Source organism: Dermacoccus sp. Ellin185 (genome assembly GCF_000152185.1).
Taxonomy (GTDB): Bacteria; Actinomycetota; Actinomycetes; order Actinomycetales; family Dermatophilaceae; genus Dermacoccus; species Dermacoccus nishinomiyaensis.
This window is the reverse complement of record NZ_AEIQ01000077.1, coordinates 73528-91746: the sequence shown is the minus strand read 5'-3', so window position 1 is coordinate 91746 and position 18219 is coordinate 73528. Positions and strand designations below refer to the sequence as shown.

14 protein-coding genes and 2 tRNA genes are annotated in these 18219 nt (G+C 69.6%); 8 read left to right on the top strand and 8 right to left on the bottom strand.

The window, feature by feature from the left end; all coding sequences use genetic code 11:
• Nucleotides 1-141: 141 nt before the first annotated feature.
• The 3 genes from HMPREF0321_RS08270 to HMPREF0321_RS08260 form a co-directional block, all read right to left on the bottom strand.
• Complete coding sequence (locus tag HMPREF0321_RS08270; RefSeq protein ID WP_006945671.1) at nucleotides 142-315, bottom strand: CsbD family protein; 174 nt, start codon at nucleotides 313-315, stop codon at nucleotides 142-144.
• A 62-nt stretch (nucleotides 316-377) separates the two neighbouring features.
• On the bottom strand, nucleotides 378-2150 hold the full coding sequence (locus HMPREF0321_RS08265) for an ABC-F family ATP-binding cassette domain-containing protein (RefSeq protein ID WP_006945723.1): 1773 nt from the start codon (nucleotides 2148-2150) through the stop codon (nucleotides 378-380).
• 202 nt (nucleotides 2151-2352) lie between these two features.
• Nucleotides 2353-3171, bottom strand: coding sequence for a rhodanese-like domain-containing protein (locus HMPREF0321_RS08260; RefSeq protein WP_136788809.1), 819 nt, complete (start codon nucleotides 3169-3171; stop codon nucleotides 2353-2355).
• A gap of 181 nt (nucleotides 3172-3352) precedes the next feature.
• On the opposite strand from HMPREF0321_RS08260, the gene HMPREF0321_RS08255 reads away from it, so the two are divergent.
• Entirely contained in the window at nucleotides 3353-4075 is a 723-nt protein-coding gene (locus HMPREF0321_RS08255; RefSeq protein ID WP_006945699.1) for a hypothetical protein, read from the top strand.
• A gap of 122 nt (nucleotides 4076-4197) precedes the next feature.
• On the opposite strand, the gene HMPREF0321_RS08250 is transcribed toward HMPREF0321_RS08255, so the two are convergent.
• Nucleotides 4198-4851 (bottom strand): histidine phosphatase family protein, encoded by a 654-nt coding sequence (locus HMPREF0321_RS08250; RefSeq protein ID WP_006945659.1) that lies wholly within the window; start codon nucleotides 4849-4851, stop codon nucleotides 4198-4200.
• Between the two features lie 49 nt (nucleotides 4852-4900).
• Here HMPREF0321_RS08250 and HMPREF0321_RS08245 point away from each other — a divergent pair, with 49 nt between their 5' ends.
• From HMPREF0321_RS08245 to nrfD, 4 genes are all read left to right on the top strand, one after another.
• Nucleotides 4901-5299 carry an HAD hydrolase-like protein gene (locus HMPREF0321_RS08245; RefSeq protein WP_006945734.1) on the top strand — a complete coding sequence of 133 codons (399 nt, stop codon included), beginning with the start codon at nucleotides 4901-4903 and terminating at the stop codon, nucleotides 5297-5299.
• 133 nt (nucleotides 5300-5432) lie between these two features.
• The gene (gene fdh / locus HMPREF0321_RS08235; RefSeq protein ID WP_217490530.1) at nucleotides 5433-8723 is read left to right on the top strand and encodes a formate dehydrogenase; all 3291 of its coding nucleotides are present in this window, start codon (nucleotides 5433-5435) and stop codon (nucleotides 8721-8723) included.
• Nucleotides 8723-9949 carry a 4Fe-4S dicluster domain-containing protein gene (locus HMPREF0321_RS08230; protein WP_006945686.1) on the top strand — a complete coding sequence of 409 codons (1227 nt, stop codon included), beginning with the start codon at nucleotides 8723-8725 and terminating at the stop codon, nucleotides 9947-9949. Before fdh ends, HMPREF0321_RS08230 begins: the two co-directional genes overlap by 1 nt.
• A complete protein-coding gene (nrfD, locus tag HMPREF0321_RS08225; RefSeq protein ID WP_006945724.1) occupies nucleotides 9946-11289 on the top strand; it encodes an NrfD/PsrC family molybdoenzyme membrane anchor subunit in 1344 nt (447 codons plus the stop codon). The genes HMPREF0321_RS08230 and nrfD overlap by 4 nt, the downstream gene beginning before the upstream one ends.
• A gap of 131 nt (nucleotides 11290-11420) precedes the next feature.
• Here nrfD and selD read toward each other — a convergent pair whose 3' ends face one another.
• On the bottom strand, nucleotides 11421-12410 hold the full coding sequence (gene selD, locus HMPREF0321_RS08220; protein ID WP_006945665.1) for a selenide, water dikinase SelD: 990 nt from the start codon (nucleotides 12408-12410) through the stop codon (nucleotides 11421-11423).
• A gap of 122 nt (nucleotides 12411-12532) precedes the next feature.
• Here selD and HMPREF0321_RS16475 point away from each other — a divergent pair.
• The 3 genes from HMPREF0321_RS16475 to selB all read left to right on the top strand — a co-directional run bounded on the left by HMPREF0321_RS16475 (nucleotide 12533) and on the right by selB (nucleotide 16142).
• Nucleotides 12533-12625: transfer RNA gene (locus HMPREF0321_RS16475), tRNA-Sec, on the top strand.
• 225 nt (nucleotides 12626-12850) lie between these two features.
• Nucleotides 12851-14206, top strand: a complete 1356-nt coding sequence (gene selA / locus HMPREF0321_RS08215; protein WP_006945663.1) for an L-seryl-tRNA(Sec) selenium transferase — start codon at nucleotides 12851-12853, stop codon at nucleotides 14204-14206.
• 118 nt (nucleotides 14207-14324) lie between these two features.
• Nucleotides 14325-16142 carry a selenocysteine-specific translation elongation factor gene (selB, locus tag HMPREF0321_RS08210; RefSeq protein WP_006945707.1) on the top strand — a complete coding sequence of 606 codons (1818 nt, stop codon included), beginning with the start codon at nucleotides 14325-14327 and terminating at the stop codon, nucleotides 16140-16142.
• A gap of 221 nt (nucleotides 16143-16363) precedes the next feature.
• On the opposite strand, the gene HMPREF0321_RS08205 is transcribed toward selB, so the two are convergent.
• From HMPREF0321_RS08205 to HMPREF0321_RS08195, 3 genes are all read right to left on the bottom strand, one after another.
• Entirely contained in the window at nucleotides 16364-16999 is a 636-nt protein-coding gene (locus HMPREF0321_RS08205) for a hemerythrin domain-containing protein (RefSeq protein WP_006945733.1), read from the bottom strand.
• A gap of 194 nt (nucleotides 17000-17193) precedes the next feature.
• On the bottom strand, nucleotides 17194-17913 hold the full coding sequence (locus HMPREF0321_RS08200) for a sulfite exporter TauE/SafE family protein (RefSeq protein ID WP_006945666.1): 720 nt from the start codon (nucleotides 17911-17913) through the stop codon (nucleotides 17194-17196).
• Nucleotides 17914-18019: 106 nt separating this feature from the next.
• Nucleotides 18020-18092, bottom strand: a tRNA-Arg gene (locus tag HMPREF0321_RS08195).
• Nucleotides 18093-18219: the final 127 nt, after the last annotated feature.

Sequence of the window (18219 nt, the reverse complement as noted above, 5' to 3'; positions counted from 1 at the left end):
CCGCATCGTGACGATCGGCCGTCGACGCTGCGCTCGTACCCGGGGGGAGCCTGCAGGGTTGGACCGGGCGGACATACGACACGGGGCGCATCCTCGTCGTGAGGATGCGCCCCGTGACCAAGTAGGCAACGCTTCGGGCAATCAGCCCTTGAAGGCGTCCTTGATCTTCTCGCCGGCCTGCTTGAGGTTGGCGCCCATCTGGTCGCCCTTGCCCTCGGCCTCGAGACCCTGATCGTCGCTCGCCTTGCCGAAGGCCTCCTTGGCCTGGCCGAGCTTCTCGTCCTTGGCGTTGTCGAACTTGTCATCGATACCCATGACATGAACTCCTTTCTCTGGACAACAGTTGCCTCGACCCTACGCCGCTTTCCGGAGCGTGGCTAGGGGGTTTTCTGGGAGCTCAGTGCGAGGCGTTCTCCTGCCCAGCGCGAGCGCAGCATGCGGTCGTGGCTCGCGGCGACGACGGCGCCCGGGTAGTCGTCAAGAGCCCGTTCGACGTCCTCGGCGAGCAGGAGCGAGAAGTGGTTGGTCGGTTCGTCGAGCAGCAGCACGTCCGGCGGCAACGCCAGCAGACACGCCAGATCGAGACGACGACGCTGCCCGACGCTGAGGTCGGCCAACGCACGGTTCTCGTCGCGTGCGGCGATGAGGCCGAACGTCGCGAGCGGACGTCGCGCTGCCAGGTCGTCACCGACACGGGCGCGGTAGACGTCGAGGACGGTGGTGTCGGGCTCGAGGTGCGGGGCGTCGACGTCAGGGCCGGCAGAGGGCTGACGGTCGAACGCGAGCGGTGCCGTGTCCTGGCCGAGCAATCCGACGCTGACGCGACGCTCGCGATGCACTGACCCCGTGACGGGCTCCAACTCGCCGGCGAGGACGCGCAGCAGCGTCGACTTGCCGCACCCGTTCGGCCCCTCGACGAGGAAGCGCTCGCCGGCGGACACCGTCAGGCTCGTCGGCTCCAGACGCCCCGGAACGCTGACGGCGGACGCCGCGAGCAGCGGCCCGCCGGGAAGTTCGGACGGGCGTGAGGCCGCCGCGAGGGAACGCTCGGTGTTGAACCGCAACGTGGCCGGGGGTTTGCGCACCTGCGTCTTCTCGAGTCGCTCCAAGGCCGTGCGCGAATCGTTGACGCGGCGCGCGACGACGGTGGCGTTCTTGTCCGAGTAGAACTTCTTCGCCCCGCGCGCCTCGGTGCGGGGCCCTCGTTCGGGGCGCCCGACGGTGTGGTCGTCCCTCATCTTCGCGCGCAGCCGTTTGAGTTCGGCCTGCTCGTCCTCATACTGGCGCGCCCAGCGTTCGTGCTCGTCGTGGCGAGCGAGGACGTAGTCGGAGAACGTGCCCGTGAAACGCGTGACGCCGTGGGCGGCGCCGGCGTCCGAGGCATCGGAGATGCGGGCGGCGACCCGGTGCGGCAGGGGCCGCGGGTCGAGGTCGATGAGGTCGGTGACGCTCTCGTCGAGGAAGGCACGGTCGTGGCTCGCGAGCAGCACCGGGCCGGGCCACGTCAGGAGCATCGATGTGAGCAGCTGCGCGCCACGATCGTCGAGGTGGTTGGTCGGCTCGTCGAGCAGCAGCGTCTGCGGACGGCGGATGAGCATCCACGCCAAGGAGAAGCGGGCGAGCTGGCCGCCGGAGACCTCGTTCATCGGCGTGTCACGCGCGATTGCGCCGATGCCGAGGCCGTCGACGAGTTCGTCGATCGCGTGCTCGACGTTCCACGCATCGGCTCGCTCCGCCGCGGCGAGGGCCGCGTCGAGTTCGGTTGCGGCGAGCGCGTCCTCGGCGTTTCGCGCGAGACGCTCGCCCGCGACCTCGACCGCTCGCGCCAGAGCGTGGATCGGCTCGGCGGCGTCGTCGAGCACTTGCTGCGCCGTCAGCGTCAGGGCGAACGGCGCCTGTTGATGATGCAGACCGACGCTGCCGGGCGCGGTGATGCTGCCCGCATCCGGGCGCTCGAGGCCGGCGACGAGGCGCAGAAGCGTCGACTTGCCCGTGCCGTTCTCGCCGATGAGGGCGGCGCGTTCGCCCCCCGCGACGCTGAAGGAGATGTTCGTCAGGACGCGACGGTCGGGGTAGCTCTTCGACACGCCGTCGACGCGCAGGTGGCTGCCGGACGAGCCGCCGGCCGAGGGCAAGGACGATGAATACACAGGCCTCCTGGAGTGGTGGGAACACCCTCACGCTAGGCGGCGTGGCGGGGTGGCGTCACCCAATTTTCAGCGGGCTGGGCGGTCCGTCAGCCAGTTGGCCCGGCGACCTGACGCCCCGACGACGCGACGCCCCGACGACCCAGCGGGCACTCGTCAGCCGGGGCGACATGTCATGTGCCGTCGGGCAGGCGCCCCGCGCTCGTCACTCGGAGGGGCGGGGCTCGTCGACGTCCGCGGCGCCCGTGCCGCTCTCGCGCAGGTGCGTGTCGAGGCTGACGCGTTCGTCGAACACGAAGCACTCGCCGCGCCAGTCGACGTCGGCGTCCGGCATCTGCGCGAAGTAGTTGAGGATGCCGCCCTGAAGCTGGAAGACCTCGAGACCCAGATCCTGCATCCACGGGCTCGACTTCTCGCAGCGGATGCCGCCCGTGCAGTACATCGCGACCTTCGTCCCGCTCTCACGCCACGCAGGCGCGTGCGCCTCGACGTAGTCGGCGAAGTCGCGGAAGTTCTCGACGCCCGGGTCGATCGCCCCCTCGAAGTGGCCGACGCCGAACTCGAAGCTGTTGCGATTGTCGAGGACGATCACGTCGTCGCGCCGGATCAGCTCGCGCCATCGCTGCGGCGCGACGTCGGTGGCACGCACGTCCTCCATGCGGTTCGGCATGTCGAGCCCGTCGACGCCCAGCGGCACGATCTCGCGCTTCGCCTTGACCATCATGCGGCGAAACGGCGGACGTGTGAACGCGGTGCGCTTGGTGACGATGCCGTCGAACAGGGCCCGCGTGACGGCGTCGGCGCTCGCTGCCGCGAGAAAGGCGTCGACCTGTTCGGGCGCTCCGGCGAGCATGCCGTTGACGCCCTCGCTCGCGATGAGGACCGACCCCGTCAAACCCTCGCGCGCAGCGCACAGCTCGCGCACCCGCACGACGGCGGCGTCGACGTCGGGCACCGCGACGAACCGATAGAACGCGATGTGATCGCCGCTCGACGGGAGGGCGGACGGAGCGGGAGAGGTCATGGGTGCGAGATCGTCGGAGGGAGCGCCGGGCATGGCGGCATTCTCTCAGCTTCTTCGAACCTGACGGCAGGCGAACGCATGGGCTCGCCTTGTAGCGCACATAGCTTCATCACAGCCGCGGCGGTCAGCGTGCATCCGTCGGGCCACGAACGGTCGAGGCCCACGGATGAAGGAGTCAACCATGGCGAAGAACGGTCGTAAGATCGCCGCCGGCGTCGGCGCAGTGAGCACCCTCGCGGTCTCGGGGGCGGCGCTCGCGAGCTCGCAGACGGTGAGCACCGGCACCTCCACCCCGAACACCACGACGCAGCAGGGCAGCGCCGCCGGCCAGGACGGGCACGGCATGCGCGGCATGCACGACAAGCTGGTCACGGGGACCGCGGCGACGAACGTCAAGAATGCGGTGAAGGCGAAGGACGCGTCGATCACCGTCAAGGGCGTGCGTCAGGCGCCGGACGGTTCGTACCGCGCGTTCGGCACGAAGTCCGGCAAGCGCGTCATGGTCGAGGTGAGCAAGGACCTCAAGACGGTCACCGTCCGCACCGGCCGGGGTCACGGCCACCACGGTCACCACCGCGGCACCGAGGTGACGGGTACCGCCCTGACCGGCGTCAAGAACGCCGTCAAGGCGAAGGACTCGGGCGTCACCGTCGAGAAGGTCTACAAGGAGAGCGACGGCACCTACCACGCGTTCGGCACGAAGGCGGGTGCGCACGTGCGGATCGACGTCAGCAAGGATCTCAAGACCGTGACTGTGACGGCCGGCAAGCCCGGCGGGCCGGGCGGGCATGACGGACCCCGCCACGATGGCGCGCCGAGCGGCCAGACGCAGGGTGGTTCGGGTTCGACGAGTTCGTCGACCACGGCGCCCACCTCGTCGAGCACGAGCGCGCAGGCTGCCTGATCAGTCGCGTCACGTGGCGCTGCCCGAGTCAGTCCTGACTGACTCAGTCAGTCCTGACTGACTCGGGCAGCATCATGTGGCTCAGGCGGCGGACGGCTGACGCGATGCGCGCCGCGGGCTATTCAGTCTTCGTCGGCGTTGGCCGTCGGGTCGTCGGCGGCGAGGTCGAGCAGGCGCGGTTCGTCCCAGGCCACGAATCGCCAGGCGCCCGGCCGACCCTCGAGCGTCAGGACGGTCGTGTTGGGGATCCGACGCTGACGCACCTCCCGCGGCGTGAGGTTCTCGCACTGCGACGTCACCCATAGCCGCAGCACCGCGCCATGACTGACGACGGCGAGCGTCGCATCGTCGTCGAGCCCGTCCAGGGAGCGTTCGAGTGCCTCGGTGAACCGTTCGAGCGTCTCCGCGCCGGCGGGGCCACCCGGGATGCGCGCCTCGAGGTCACCGGTGGCCCACGCGTAGGCCGTGTCGAGGTAGATGTCGGCGGCTTCGTGCGTCGTCGCCATCTCGAGATCACCGGCGAAGATCTCACCGAAGCCGGCGTCCTGCGTCAGCGTCAGCCCGCGTTCGGCGGTGAGCGGTCCGGCCGTGAGACGCGCTCGATCGTGGGCGGACGCGACGACTCGATCGATGCGGCGATCGGCGAGGCGCGGCACGAGGTCGTCGGCCTGCGCGTGGCCGAGCTCGGTGAGCCCGGCGCCGGGCAGCGCGGTATCCAGCGCACCGATGACGTTGTTGGGGGTCTGGCCGTGGCGGATGAGCAGGAGGGTGGTCACCCGCTCATCCAATCAGCCGGGGGTGAACATCACCTGATCACGCACGAGCGTGCCCATCCACCGCGCCACCGGCTTCAAGGTCGCCCTGACGACCGGTTTCACCCGCGACGTCGCCGACATGGTGCTCGATGGGGTGGGCTGGCGCGTCGGGCCGCTCGAGGACGGCGGGATGGTCGATGCGCTCGTCACGGCCGACGAGGTGGCGGCGGGGCGTCCCGCGCCGTACATGATCTTCCGGGCGATGGAACGTGCCGGCGTCGTCGACGTCCGAAGGGTCGTAGTCGCGGGCGACACGGGTGCCGATCTCGTCGCGGGTACCCGCAGCGGGGCGGGTCTCGTCGCGGGGGTGCTCTCGGGTTCCGTCTCGCGCGAGACGCTTGAGGCGAGCCCGCACACGCACGTCCTGCCGTCGGTCGTCGAGGTGCTGCAGGAGGCCTGCCCGCAGTGATCTGCGCGACGGCGCGGCAAGAGCTCGAGGCGAGCGAATCTCGCCGCCCGGCAACGTGATCGGCGCTCCGGGCGGCGCCTGACGGTTGGGTTGTCGGCTCTCGGGTCTAGACTTGGACGCAGAACGATCACGCATGCGACGAAAGGGGAGCTCAATGGGTCTGTCACCCCTCGAGTGGCCCGTCCTGCGTCAGGTGCGATCGAAGGATTTCCTCGGTCGCGGCCCGGCAGTGACGAGTGAGAAGACTCGAACGCTCGAACCGCGCACGACGACCGCCGACCGCGTCGTGCAGTCGGTCTGCCCCTATTGCGCCGTCGGCTGCGGCCAGCGCGTGTTCGTCAAGGACGAGAAGGTCGTCGGGATCGAAGGCGATAAAGATTCGCCGATCTCGCGCGGCCGCCTGTGCCCGAAGGGGGCAGCGAGCGAGCAGCTCGTCAACAACCCCTCACGCGTCAAGCAGGTGCTCTACCGCAAGCCGGGTGGCACCGATTGGGAGCCGATCGAGCGCGACAAGGCCATTGACATGGTCGTCGACCGGTTCATCGCCAGCCGCCGCAACGGATGGCAGGAGACGGACGACAAAGGCAACCGCCTGCGTCGCACCATGGGAATCGCCTCGTTGGGTGGAGCAACGCTCGACAACGAGGAGAACTACCTCATCAAGAAGCTGTTCACCGCCGCGGGGGCCATACAGATCGAGAACCAGGCGCGTATTTGACACAGCGCCACGGTTCCCAGTCTGGGAGCCTCGTTCGGGCGTGGTGGAGCCACCAATTCACTGCAGGACATGGCGAACGCCGACCTCATCCTCATCGAGGGGTCGAACATGGCCGAGTGTCATCCGGTGGGTTTCCAGTGGGTGACGGAGGCCAAGGCGCGCGGCGCGAAGGTCATCCACATCGACCCTCGCTTCACGCGCACGTCCGCCGTGGCCGACAAGCACATCCCCATCCGTGGCGGAAGTGACATCGTCTTCCTCGGTGCACTCATCAACCATGTGCTGACTACCGAGTCCTACTTCCGTGACTACGTCGTCGCCTACACCAACGCGGCAACGATCGTCAGCGACGACTTCGTCGACACCGAGGAGCTCGACGGGCTGTTCTCCGGGTACGACCCGACCACGGGTCAGTACGACCAGAGTTCGTGGCAGTACAAGACGCCGCCCGGCAAACCGGATCAGGGCACCTCGAGTGACGAGAAGAGCGGTTCCTCGGGCCACCAGGCGAGCGGTGGCGCCGAGACGCACGGCTCGGGTGGCCCGACGCTCGCGCATTCGGCCGTGCTGCGCGACGAGACGCTCACCGATCCGATGTGCGTGCTGCAGATCATGAAGCGGCACTACGCGCGCTACACACCGGAGATGGTCGAAGAGGTGTGCGGCGTCTCCAAGGAGGACTTCGCACTCGTCGCCCGCGAGGTCGTCGCCAACTCTGGTCGCGAGCGCACGACGATGTTCGCCTACGCCGTCGGTTGGACCCAGCACGTCGGCGGGGCCCAGATGATTCGCACCGCGGCGATCCTGCAGTTGCTCATGGGTAACGTCGGGCGTCCTGGCGCCGGCATCATGGCGCTGCGCGGACACGCGACGATTCAGGGATCGACCGACATTCCCACACTGTTCAACCTGCTGCCGGGCTACCTTCCGATGCCGCGGGTCTCCGACCACGAAACGCTCGAGGATTACATCGACTCGATCGTGTCGAAGGACGCCAAGGGGTACTGGGCGAATGCCGACAAGTACGCCGTGTCGCTGTTAAAGGCCTGGTACGGCGAGAACGCGACAAGTGCGAACAACTTCGGGCTCGACTACATGCCGCGTCTGTCCGGCGCGCACGGGACGTACCAGACGGTCATGGGCATGATCGAGAACCAGGTCGAGGGTTATTTCGTGCTCGGGCAGAACCCGGCCGTCGGCTCGGCCAACGCCCGTATGCAACGTGAGGGCCTACGCCACCTCAAGTGGCTCGTCGTGCGCGACTTCCAGCTCATCGAGACCGCGACGTTCTGGAAGGACGCGCCGGAGATCGCCTCCGGGGAGTGGAGGAGTGAGGACATCGACACCGAGGTCTTCTTCTTCCCCGCGGCGACGCACGTCGAGAAGGCCGGTACGTTCACCCAGACCCAACGCCTCGTGCAGTGGCGTCACAAGGCGGTCAACCCGCCGGGCGACGCGCAGAGCGAGCTCGACTTCTTCCACGAGGTCGGGGTGCGCATCCGTGCCAGGCTGGCCGATTCGAGCGACCCCATCGACGAGCCACTCAAGGCGATCACGTGGGATTACCCCAAGGACGAGCACGGCGAGGTCATCGCCGAATCGGTCATGGCCGAGATCAACGGAACCGACGCGGAGGGCAAGCCCCTCGCGACGTACGCGGATCTCAAGGCTGACGGTTCGACGACGTCGGGATGCTGGATCTACGCCGGCATCTACAAGGACGGGGTCAATCAGGCCGCGCGGCGCAAGCCTGGGTACGAGCAGGACGAGACGGCCGCCGAATGGGCGTGGGCGTGGCCCGCGAACCGCCGCACGCTCTACAACCGCGCCTCCGCGGACCGTGAGGGCAAGCCGTGGAGCGAGCGCAAGAAGCTCATCTGGTGGGACGAGGAGAAGGGGCAGTGGGTCGGCAAGGACAACCCCGACTTCCCGCTCAAGACCGCCCCGTCCTACCGTCCGAAGGAGGGTGTGGGTGGGCCCGACGGCCTCGCCGGCGACGATCCGTTCATCATGATGGCGGACGGCAAGGGCTGGCTCTACGCGCCGCTCGGTCTCGTCGACGGCCCGATGCCGACGCACTACGAGGCGGCGGAATCGCCGATGCGCAACCCGCTCTACAGCCAGCAGTCCAACCCGACACGGGTGACGTTCCGTCGTAAGGACAACCTCAACGCGCCGAGCGAGGGCATGCCGGGTGGCGACGTGTACCCGTACGTGTTCCAGATCGGGCGCCTGACGGAGCATCACACGGCCGGCGGCATGAGCCGTTGGTTGCCGTACCTGTCGGAGCTGCAGCCGTCGATGTTCATCGAGGTCTCACCCGATCTCGCGGCCGAGAAGGGCCTCGAGAACGGCGACTGGGCGACCGTCGTGTCGGCTCGCGCGGCGATCGAGGCGCGCGTGCTCGTCACCGACCGCATGGTGCCGCTCAAGATCGGTGGTCGCATGGTGCACCAGATCGGCATGCCGTACCACTGGGGCAGCGCGAAGTCCGCTGAGGTGCATGGTGATTCGGCCAACGACCTGCTCGGCGTGGTGCTCGATCGCAACACCCAGATCCAGGAGGGCAAGATGGGCATGTGCGACATCCGCCCGGGCCGCCGTCCACAGGATCGGGACGAGTACGAGCAGCTCGTCAGTGAGTACCAGAGCCGCGCCGGCGTCACCGTCGAGACGGGCAACGAGATCTGCCAGGAGTGTGACTGATGAGCCTGGTGACCGAGTACATCCGTTCGCAGTTCGCGGGTGGAGGTGACCCGTCGAAGCAGGCGGGTTGGGGCACCCCGGAGGCGACGACGCTGACGGGTGGTGCGCCCAACGACGTCCTCGCCGAACGCATGGGCTTCTTCACCGACACCTCGATCTGCATCGGCTGCAAGGCCTGCGAGGTCGCGTGCAAGGAGTGGAACCGCAACCCCGAGGACGGGTACGAGTTCACCGGCTACTCCTACGACAACACGGGTGAGCTGGGTGCCGACACGTGGCGTCACGTCGCGTTCGTCGAGCAGTCGGGCGAGCAGATCGCGCGGGCCCGTGAGTCGGGGCGCAAGCTCGTCGACCTCGGCATGCCGACGCTGCGGTCGGCCTCCGGCGCCGGTGCAGACGCTGCGGGCGGCTCGGGCGAAGCGTCGCACCTCGCCGACCTGCCGGATGACGCCGCGCGCGCCATCCGCGTCGCCGGTGGGCACACCGACTACGCGACCGACGCACCGTCAGCGCTCGACCCGGGCGCCCCGGCGCTCGACGTCGAACGGGCGCAGGTGACGGACGAATTGGCGGGGGTCAACGTGCTCGACATCGTCGCGACCGACAACGGCGTCATGCCGACGGCGCTGCACGAGGCCCAGGATTTCCGGTGGCTCATGGCCTCCGACGTCTGCAAGCACTGCACGCACGCCGGGTGTCTCGACAACTGCCCGACTGGCGCGCTGTTCCGCACCGAGTTCGGCACGGTCGTCGTGCAGGCCGACGTGTGCAACGGCTGCGGCTACTGCGTCGGCGGGTGTCCGTTCGGCGTCATCGAACGGCGTGAGAAGACGGCGACCGTCAATCACGGCAACGCGCAGAAGTGCACGCTGTGCTACGACCGGCTCAAGGAAGGCCAGACGCCCGCGTGCGCGCAGACGTGCCCCACGACGTCGATCAAGTTCGGCACGCATGCGGAGATGGTCGCGATCGCGGAGGAGCGCGTCGCGCAGCTGCACGCGCAGGGCATGACGGAGGCGCGCCTCTACGGCGCGAACCTCGACGACGGCGTCGGCGGCACCGGTTCGGTCTTCCTCCTGCTCGACGATCCCGAGGTGTACGGACTGCCACCGGACCCGGTGGCGCCGTCGAAGACCTTGCCGGAGTCGTACAAGCGGATGGCGATGGCGGCCGGCGGAATGATGGCCGCAGCAGCGCTGGCGTTCGTCGGAGGTGGTGTGGCGTGAGCGTGAATTCCCTTGATGCGTATAGGGATCCTGAACCCGAGGGTGGGCGGCGCCGTCGCGGCGGGCGTGGCGGCAAACGTCGCCGTCCGACCGACTGGCTGAACGGTCGCGAGGGCCGCGGTGAGCGCGCGCTCGTGCCGGACGTCGAGTTCCAGAGCTACTACGGGCGTGGCGTCATCAAGCCCGTGCCGTGGGAATGGCCGATCCCGACGTACCTGTTCTTCGGTGGCCTCGCGGGCGGTTCTCAGCTGCTCGCGACCGGCGCGTACCTGACGGGCAACGAACCCCTGCAGCGCGTGACGCGCCTGACGACGGCCGTTGCGGTCGCCGTCTCGGGTGCGTCGCTCATCGGCGACCTGGGTCGCCCGGAGCGCTTCTACAACATGATGCGCGTGGCGAAGCTCAGCTCGCCGATGTCGGTGGGCACGTGGATCCTCTCCGGTTTCAGCGGCGGTGCGATGCCGCTCGCGGCCCTCGAGGTGCTGCGGATGCTGCCGCTCAAGCGAAGCGGCACCGTGACGGGTCTGGTCGGCGCGCTCGATCGCGTGGCCGGGGCTGCAGGCGAGGTCGCGTCGGCGTCCTCGCTCGAGGTGCCGGGGTCGCGGTGGTTGCGGCGGCAGTCGCGTGCTGCGGGTCGTCGTGACGCCGGGTTGCGCGTCAACGGGGCACTCGTCGGCGTCGAGAAGATGCTCGGCGTCACCGAACCGGGATTCGTCGCGCTCGGTGCGTCGATGGCGGCGCCGCTGGCGACGTACACGGCGGTGCTGCTGTCGAACACGTCGACGCCGACGTGGCACGAGTCGCGGCTGTACCTGCCGTTCGTGTTCGGCGGTTCAGCATCGGCCGCGGCGAGCGGCAACGCGATGATGTGGACGCCAGTCGAGAAGGCTGGCCCCGCCCGGGCGCTAGCGCTCATCGGGTCGGCCGTCGACCTCGGCGTGCTCAATCGTCTCGAGAAGCACCTCGACGCCGAGGGCGTCGGCGAGCCGCTGCACCACGGTACTGCCGGCAAGCTCAACAAGGCGAGCATGGCGCTCAACGTCGCCGGGTTCGTCGGGACGGCGCTGTTCGCGCGACGCTCGCGCGTGGCGTCCGTCGTCTCCGGGGCCTGCTTCGTCGCAGGCTCGGTGTGCACACGCTTCGCGGTGTTCGAAGCCGGCATGGAATCGGCGAAGGACCCGAAGTACACGATGGGGCCGCAGCGCCGCCGCCTCGACGCGCGTGGCGGGACGGAGAACATCACGACAGGCCCGCGGCTGGCCTCGGCGGATGACGCCCCCCGCACCGCGGATGGGCGCCGACCGCTGCCTGGCCCGGACGGCAAGCCCGTCAACCTCTGAGCGCTCGCGTGTCTGGCGGGTCGGCTCGTCGGCTGGCCGGGTCTGTACACGAGAAATGCGCATCTGCACCGGGATCGTGACTGCTGATACCCGTGCAGATGCGCATTTCTCGTGCAGCTGTGCTGTTCGAGTCAGCGCACGCTGATGCCGGGGGCGCCGCCGTCGAGGGGGAGGGTGCGGCCGATCACGGGCGCGCCGGGCACCTCGCCGATGACGAGGAGGCCGCCGGACGTCTGAGCGTCCGCGAGCAGCAGCAGTTCGTCTTCGCCGATCCCGTCGGCTGCGGTGATGTGCTCACGCACCCAGTCGAGGTTGCGACGCGTGCCGCCGGAGACGTAACCCTCGGCTGCGGCGTCGCGGGCGCCTTCGATGTACGGCACGGCAGCGGAGTCGATCTCGGCGCGAACGCCCGAGGCGCGGCACATCTTCCACAGGTGGCCGAGCAGACCGAAACCGGTGACGTCTGTCGCCGCCTTGACACCCGCCGCGACGGCGGCGATCGACGCGTCGCGGTTGAGCGTCGTCATCACCTCGATGGCCTGCGGGAAAACCTCGCCCGTCGACTTGTGCTTGTTGTTGAGCACACCGACGCCGAGCGGCTTCGTCAGGGAGATGGGCAGGCCCGCCTCGGCGGCGTCGTTGCGCATGAGCTTGCCCGGGTCGGCGATGCCGGTGACGGCCATGCCGAACTTGGGCTCCGGATCGTCGATCGAATGGCCGCCGATGACGGGGCAGTTCGCCTGCGCACCGACGTCGGCGCCGCCTCGGAGCACCTCGGCCATGATGTCGAGGCCGAGCACGTCGCGCGGCCAGCCGACGAGGTTGATGGCGACGACGGGGGTGCCGCCCATCGCGTAGATGTCGCTGAGCGCGTTCGCGGCCGCGATGCGACCGAAGTCGTACGCGTCGTCGACGACAGGGGTGAAGAAGTCAGCCGTCGAGAGCACCGCCTGCTCGCCGACGCGCACGGCGGCTGCGTCGTCACCGTCGTCGAGGCCGACGATGACACTCGGATTCGGCTGCCCCACGAGGTGCTTCACCGCCTCCTCGAGCTCGCCGGGCGGGATCTTGCACGCGCACCCGCCACCATGGGCGTACTGCGTCAGACGTATCGACTCCATGCACCCGACCCTACGCCGTACCCCTGACAACGACCCCGACGGGTACGCCGCGCGGACCCCGCCCGCCCATCGCCCCGGCGCACCCACGACCCCAGCGCCCCTATGATTGACACGCACCAAGGGAAGGCGTCCGGGTTCCTGGTGGGCCCCCCGGTCTTCAAAACCGGTGAAACCGAGCATCTCGGTTTGGCAGGTTCGATTCCTGTCCGCCTCCGCAAGTCTCAGGGCCCCGCGAGCTGGCGGGGCTTCTCGCATGTGTCGTCATTGGCCCGTCTTCCGGCCGCGTGGGCTCGCCGCCGCGGCTCGGAGCGACGTGCCACGGAGGGTCACTCGAGCCATGAGTGCGCCGGAGCGGCGAAGGGCGTGAAAACCGTTGCTGCGCAGGATTGTCAGACCTGCCCGATAGGTTGGGGCGCATCAGCACTCGACCTGGAGGAACGATGGCCACGAGCGACGACCCACGTCGACGCATCCCGCGCACCGACGAGCTCCTCGCACGCTTCGCCGACGAGGTAGGCGCGCTCGGACGCGACGCTGTGAAGCGCGCCATCGTCTCTGCCCAGGCCGACGTCCGCGCGGGCACCATCAGCCCCGACGGCATCGACGCGGCCATCGCATTGCGCCTGCCCGAGTCGGCCACCACCCTGCGAGCGATCCTCAACGCAACGGGCGTCGTCGTGCACACCAACATCGGGCGCGCGCCTCTCAGCGACGCCGCGGTCGAGGCGCTCGGTCGCGCTGCGGGGTACGTCGACGTCGAGTTCGACCCCGTCACTGCCACGCGCGCCAAGCGCGGCCGCGCAACGCTCGACGCGCTCCAGGAGCGGGTGCCGGACGCGGGCGGCGCACTGGTCGTCAACAACGGCGCGGCGGCACTGCTGCTCGCCTGCCTCGCGATCGCCGGGGACACGGACGTCCTCGTCAGCCGCGGCGAACTCATCGAGATAGGCGACGGCTTCCGTCTGCCCGAGTTGCTGCAGTCGGCCGGGGCCCGGCTCGTCGAGGTAGGCATGACGAATCGCACGCATCTGCGCGACTACGAGAACGCCATCGTCGACGCCGAACGTCACGGCCGCCGGGTGGGCGCCGTGCTCAAGATCCACACGAGCAACTATCGCGTCGAAGGGTTCGCCGGGGTGCCAGGCGTGCGCGATCTCGCGGCGCTCGGCGTCCCCGTCATCGCGGACGTCGGCAGCGGCCTGCTCGCCCCCGAACGGGTGCTGCCCGACGAGCCCGACGCGACGAGCTGGCTGCGCGATGGCGCGACGGTCGTCACCGCGAGCGGCGACAAGCTACTCGGCGGGCCGCAAGCGGGGCTCGTTCTCGGCGACGCCGACGCCGTGGAACGCGTCCGCCGCCACCCGATGGCCCGCGCGATGCGCGTCGACAAGCTGACGCTCGCCGCTCTCGAAGCCACCCTGCGCGGCCCCGAACCCCCCGTTACCCGCGCCCTGCACGAGACGCGCGACTCGCTCCGTCAGCGCACGACACACCTTGCGGCGGCCATCGCTGACGTCGTTCCGGGCGCCGAGGTCGTCGACGTCATCGGACGCGTCGGTGGGGGAGGCGCGCCTGGTTTCGAGCTGCCGAGCCTCGCCGTCGCCCTGCCGGAGCCCTTCGCGGAGGCGCTACGCCTCGGACGCCCGTGCGTCCTGGCCCGCACCGCGCTTGGACGCTGCCTCGTCGACCTGCGGTGCGTCCCTGCGTCCTCGGACGCCGACGTCGCCGCCGCGATCCGGGCCGTCGCTGTAGGCAACGAATCCGGCACCCCAGCTGACGACGGAGGACGCGCATGACGATGAACGCGCGGCGTGATGCCACGGCCCCGTCGGCGACGACACCGCTCCTCCCCGCCAGGGGCTACGTCGCCGAGCGCAGCGGCGGCGCGGTGCGGCTCGCGGGGAGTGAGTGCTGATGCGCGTCGTCGCGACGGCCGGTCACGTCGACCACGGCAAGAGCACCCTCGTGCGGGCTCTCACGGGCACCGACCCGGATCGGCTCGAGGAGGAGAAGAAGCGTGGCCTGACGATCGATCTCGGGTTCGCGGGGCTCGACCTGCCGTCGGGCGAGAAGCTCGCATTCGTCGACGTGCCCGGCCACCGTCGCTTCATCGGCAACATGCTCGCGGGCCTCGGGCCGGCGCCGGCCGTCATGCTCGTCGTCGCCGCGGATCAGGGGTGGCAGGCGCAATCGCGCGAGCACCTCGACGCGATCGACGCACTCGGTCTCAGGCACGGCCTGCTCGTCATCACGCGCTGTGGCCTGGCGACGCCCGAGCGCGTCGCCGAGGTGCGTGAGACAGCGCTCGGCCACATCGCCGCGACGTCACTCGAAGTTGTCGACGTCGTCGAGACCGACGCCGTCAGCGGCCGTGGCATCGACGAACTGCGGTGCGCCCTCGACGATCTCGTCGCGCAGATGCCACCCGTGGACACGGTTTCCCCTGTGCGGTTGTGGGTCGATCGTTCGTTCTCCGTCAAGGGCACCGGCACCGTGGTCACCGGCACGCTCGCGGCGGGCACGCTGCGTCTCGGGGACGAGTTGGAGGTGGGTGACGAACGAGCGGTCGTGCGTTCGTTGCAGGTGCTCGGGCAGCGTCATGACGAGGTCGCGCCGGTCTCGCGCGTCGCGGTCGCTCTGCGAGGTCTGCACACCGACGACGTGCCGCGCGGCACGCCCCTGCTGACGCCGGGGTCGGCGTCGTGGGTGAACGTCCTCGACGTGCGCAGCGAGGGCGGGCATGAGTGGCAGGATGCGTCGGCGGAGGTCAGCGTCCACATCGGCACAGCGTCCGTCGAGGCGCGGGTGCGACCGTTCGACGAGCGTCACGCGCGGTTGACGCTGAGCGATCCGCTGCCGTTGCGGCTGGGGGATCGCATCATCGTGCGCGATGCGTCAGCGGGGCGGATCCATTGCGGGGCAACGGTGCTCGACCTCGACCCGGCGGCATTGACGAGGCGCGGCGCCGGTCGGGAGCGCGCACGTGTCCTAGCCGGCCACGCGGTCGCGCAGCTCGAACCACTCGTCGCCGACCGCGGCTGGGTGCGCGACGAGTGGGTCACCGCCGTCGGGGCCCGCCGCCCCGAGGTGCTGCGCGAGGGGCTGCCCCTGCCGGGGGAGGGCCTGGGTCGTGTCGAGGGACTCGTCGTGCACGAGAAACAGGCGACGGCTTGGCGCGCCGCGATCATCGAGGCGGTCACCGCTGACGCCGCCGACCCCTTGAGCCCCGGGCTGCCGTCAGGCGCCATCGAGACGCGCCTCGGCGTGCCCCGACGTCTGCTGCCCGCCCTCGTCGAGTCATGCGGCGTGACGAACCCTGATGCGGGTCTCGTGATCCGCGACGGGCGGGTTGTCGGCTCACGCCACGGCTCATCGTTCGGTGCCGATGAAGCGGCCCTGGAGCAACTTCGAGAACGGCTGCGCGCCAACCCGTTCGATGCCCCCGAAGCCGATGACCTCGTGGCGCTCGGCCTCGGCAACCGGCAGCTCGCCGCGGCTGCACAGCGCGGAGCGATCCTGCGACTCAAGGCCGAGCCCGCCGACATCGTCCTGCTGCCCGACGCGCCCGCGCGAGCGATGCGCGAGCTCGCAAGACTGCCGCAACCGTTCACGACGAGCGAGGCGCGCCAGGCGCTCGGCACGACGCGCCGCGTCGTCATCCCCCTGCTCGAGCATCTCGACGCGCGAGGCTGGACGCGGCGTGACGGCAACGCGCGCGTCGTCGTGCGCTGAATCGTGCTGGACGGGGCCGAGCGCAGCACCGTCGGACGGAGCGTCGGAATCGCGACCGACTGAGGCCCACCCGAGCGCGCCGGGGGCGCACCACCCGCGCCCGGCGCCGACCGACCGCCGCTCGGGGCCGATCTTCGACGTGCGTCCAGCCGCACAGACGTAGCAACGCGCCACCGCTGGGAAGGACCCAGCGATGGCGCGTTGCGTTCGATCAGGGGAGCTCAGTCGTCGCCTTCCGGGTCGTCGGCCTTGAGCGACGGCTCGGGGTGGGCGCTGACGCGCGTCGACGTCTGCTCCTTCGCCTGAGCAGCTGCGGCGCGGACGGCGCCGCTCGGGCCGGCCTTCTCGGCGTCGGCGATGAAGCGCTCGGGGTTCTTGTCCTCGATCGTCAGCGGCTTCGACCACGACGCCGCGAGGTGGCGCAGGAAGTTGATGCCGACCTGGTGACGCAGTTCGAGGCTCGCCTGCTGACGGAAGTCGGCCAGGTCCTGACGCTCTTCCTCGGCCATGTGGTCGGAGTTCGCGATGTTGGCCTGGACGACGGCCTCCCACCAGTCTTTCGACCCGGTCGTGGCGGCGTCCGCGCGCTTGATGGCGTCGCGCAGCAGGTTGTGGTCGTGGATCGCGTCCTCGACCTGCTCGTCGTTGCTCTCGGCGTCTGCGCCGCCGGTGCCGATCTTGACGAGTTCGGGGTAGAAGTACAGCTCCTCTGCCTCAGCGTGCAGCTCGAGGAAGATGCGCAGCTGGCTCCACAGCGCGGCCAGACCGTCGGTGTCGTCGCGCGGCCACTCCTCGAGCACGGCGAACGCGCGTCGCTGAGCGGTGTGCTGCTGCAGGATGATCTCGGTGATGTCCATGGCTACCTCCGTGAGACGGCCCCGGAATCGGGGGCTGTTTGCCCTCAATCTCACGCTGACGAAGGGCGTTGCGCCAGCAAGGTGCACCTATGCGACAAAGCGTTCGTGACGGGGACGTCGCGCCCAGCGTCGCGGGCTCGATGACGACGCGCGGGACGCGGACGGCGTGGCGCTCGCCGTCGAGAGGGACGCGTTCAGGTGAGCGCGACGCGGACGATGACGGCGAGGGAGCTGACCGTCGCGAGCGCGAGGATGCTGTGGCGGAAGCGCACCGCGTCGATCGAGTGCCGCAACGGCTGCGCCGCGAGAGCGCCCACGGCCATGAACGGCAGCCACGCGAGCCCGGCACGCAGACCGTCAGCGCTGATCTGGCCGCCGATCGCGAGGCCGAGCAGTGAACTCAGTGAGCCGAAGAGGAAGAACGGCGCGAGTGTCGAGCGTGCCTGCTGCGGTGTGAGTTCCTGCAGGGCGAGGCCGAAGAACGGGCCGCCGATCGACGCCGTCGTCGCCGAGATGCCCGTCAAGGCTCCGGCGCCGAGGGCGATGCCCGACGACGGGCGTACGCGCCAGCGCGTGAGCGATCCGGCGACGGCGACGAGCACCATGCCGGCCACGAGGAGTGACGTGACGGTGTGCGACGCGTTGGCCGCGAGCCAGACGCCGAGTGGCATCGTCGCGAGGCGGCCTGCCATCGCCCACCCGAACGGCCGCCACCGGATGTCACGGTGGGCCCGAGCCATCTCCAGCACGGGCAGTGGCAGGACAACGAATAGCAGTGCCGCCGGCATGACTTGCGGAGCGACCATGACGACGAACGGCGCTGCGACGACGGCGAGGCCGAACCCGGCGATGCGTTGCACGAAGGCGCCGACGCCGACGACGAGACCGAGGACCAGCAGGGTGGTGAGCGGCATCGGACCCCACTTCGGCGAAGGTTGTCGGGCCGCGCGGAGAGCAAGGCCCGGACATAGCAAAAACCCCCGGCGAGCCGGGGGTTCTTTCCTCTGTCTCAACACAGAGTGCACCCGTAGGGATTCGAACCCCAAACCTTCTGATCCGTAGTCAGATGCTCTATCCGTTGAGCTACGGGTGCTTGCTGCCCGGCCTCAGCGGCCGCTGCAACGAGATAGAACTCTACACGCATCCTCGGGGGAACGCTAATCGGCTCGGCCGCCCCTTGTGAACCGGCCTGTGCTCCTCCGCCAGCCCCGCCTGTCATG

What these genes read in the sequence shown, in the direction of transcription:
- HMPREF0321_RS08260 (WP_136788809.1), bottom strand. Translation starts at nt 3,171, where the DNA reads ATGACCTCTCCCGCTCCGTCCGCCCTCCCGTCGAGCGGCGATCACATC.
- HMPREF0321_RS08255 (WP_006945699.1), top strand. Translation starts at nt 3,353, where the DNA reads ATGGCGAAGAACGGTCGTAAGATCGCCGCCGGCGTCGGCGCAGTGAGC.
- selA (WP_006945663.1), top strand. Translation starts at nt 12,851, where the DNA reads ATGGCCACGAGCGACGACCCACGTCGACGCATCCCGCGCACCGACGAG.
- HMPREF0321_RS08270 (WP_006945671.1), bottom strand. Translation starts at nt 315, where the DNA reads ATGGGTATCGATGACAAGTTCGACAACGCCAAGGACGAGAAGCTCGGC.
- HMPREF0321_RS08200 (WP_006945666.1), bottom strand. Translation starts at nt 17,913, where the DNA reads ATGCCGCTCACCACCCTGCTGGTCCTCGGTCTCGTCGTCGGCGTCGGC.
- selD (WP_006945665.1), bottom strand. Translation starts at nt 12,410, where the DNA reads ATGGAGTCGATACGTCTGACGCAGTACGCCCATGGTGGCGGGTGCGCG.
- selB (WP_006945707.1), top strand. Translation starts at nt 14,325, where the DNA reads ATGCGCGTCGTCGCGACGGCCGGTCACGTCGACCACGGCAAGAGCACC.
- HMPREF0321_RS08205 (WP_006945733.1), bottom strand. Translation starts at nt 16,999, where the DNA reads ATGGACATCACCGAGATCATCCTGCAGCAGCACACCGCTCAGCGACGC.
- HMPREF0321_RS08230 (WP_006945686.1), top strand. Translation starts at nt 8,723, where the DNA reads ATGAGCCTGGTGACCGAGTACATCCGTTCGCAGTTCGCGGGTGGAGGT.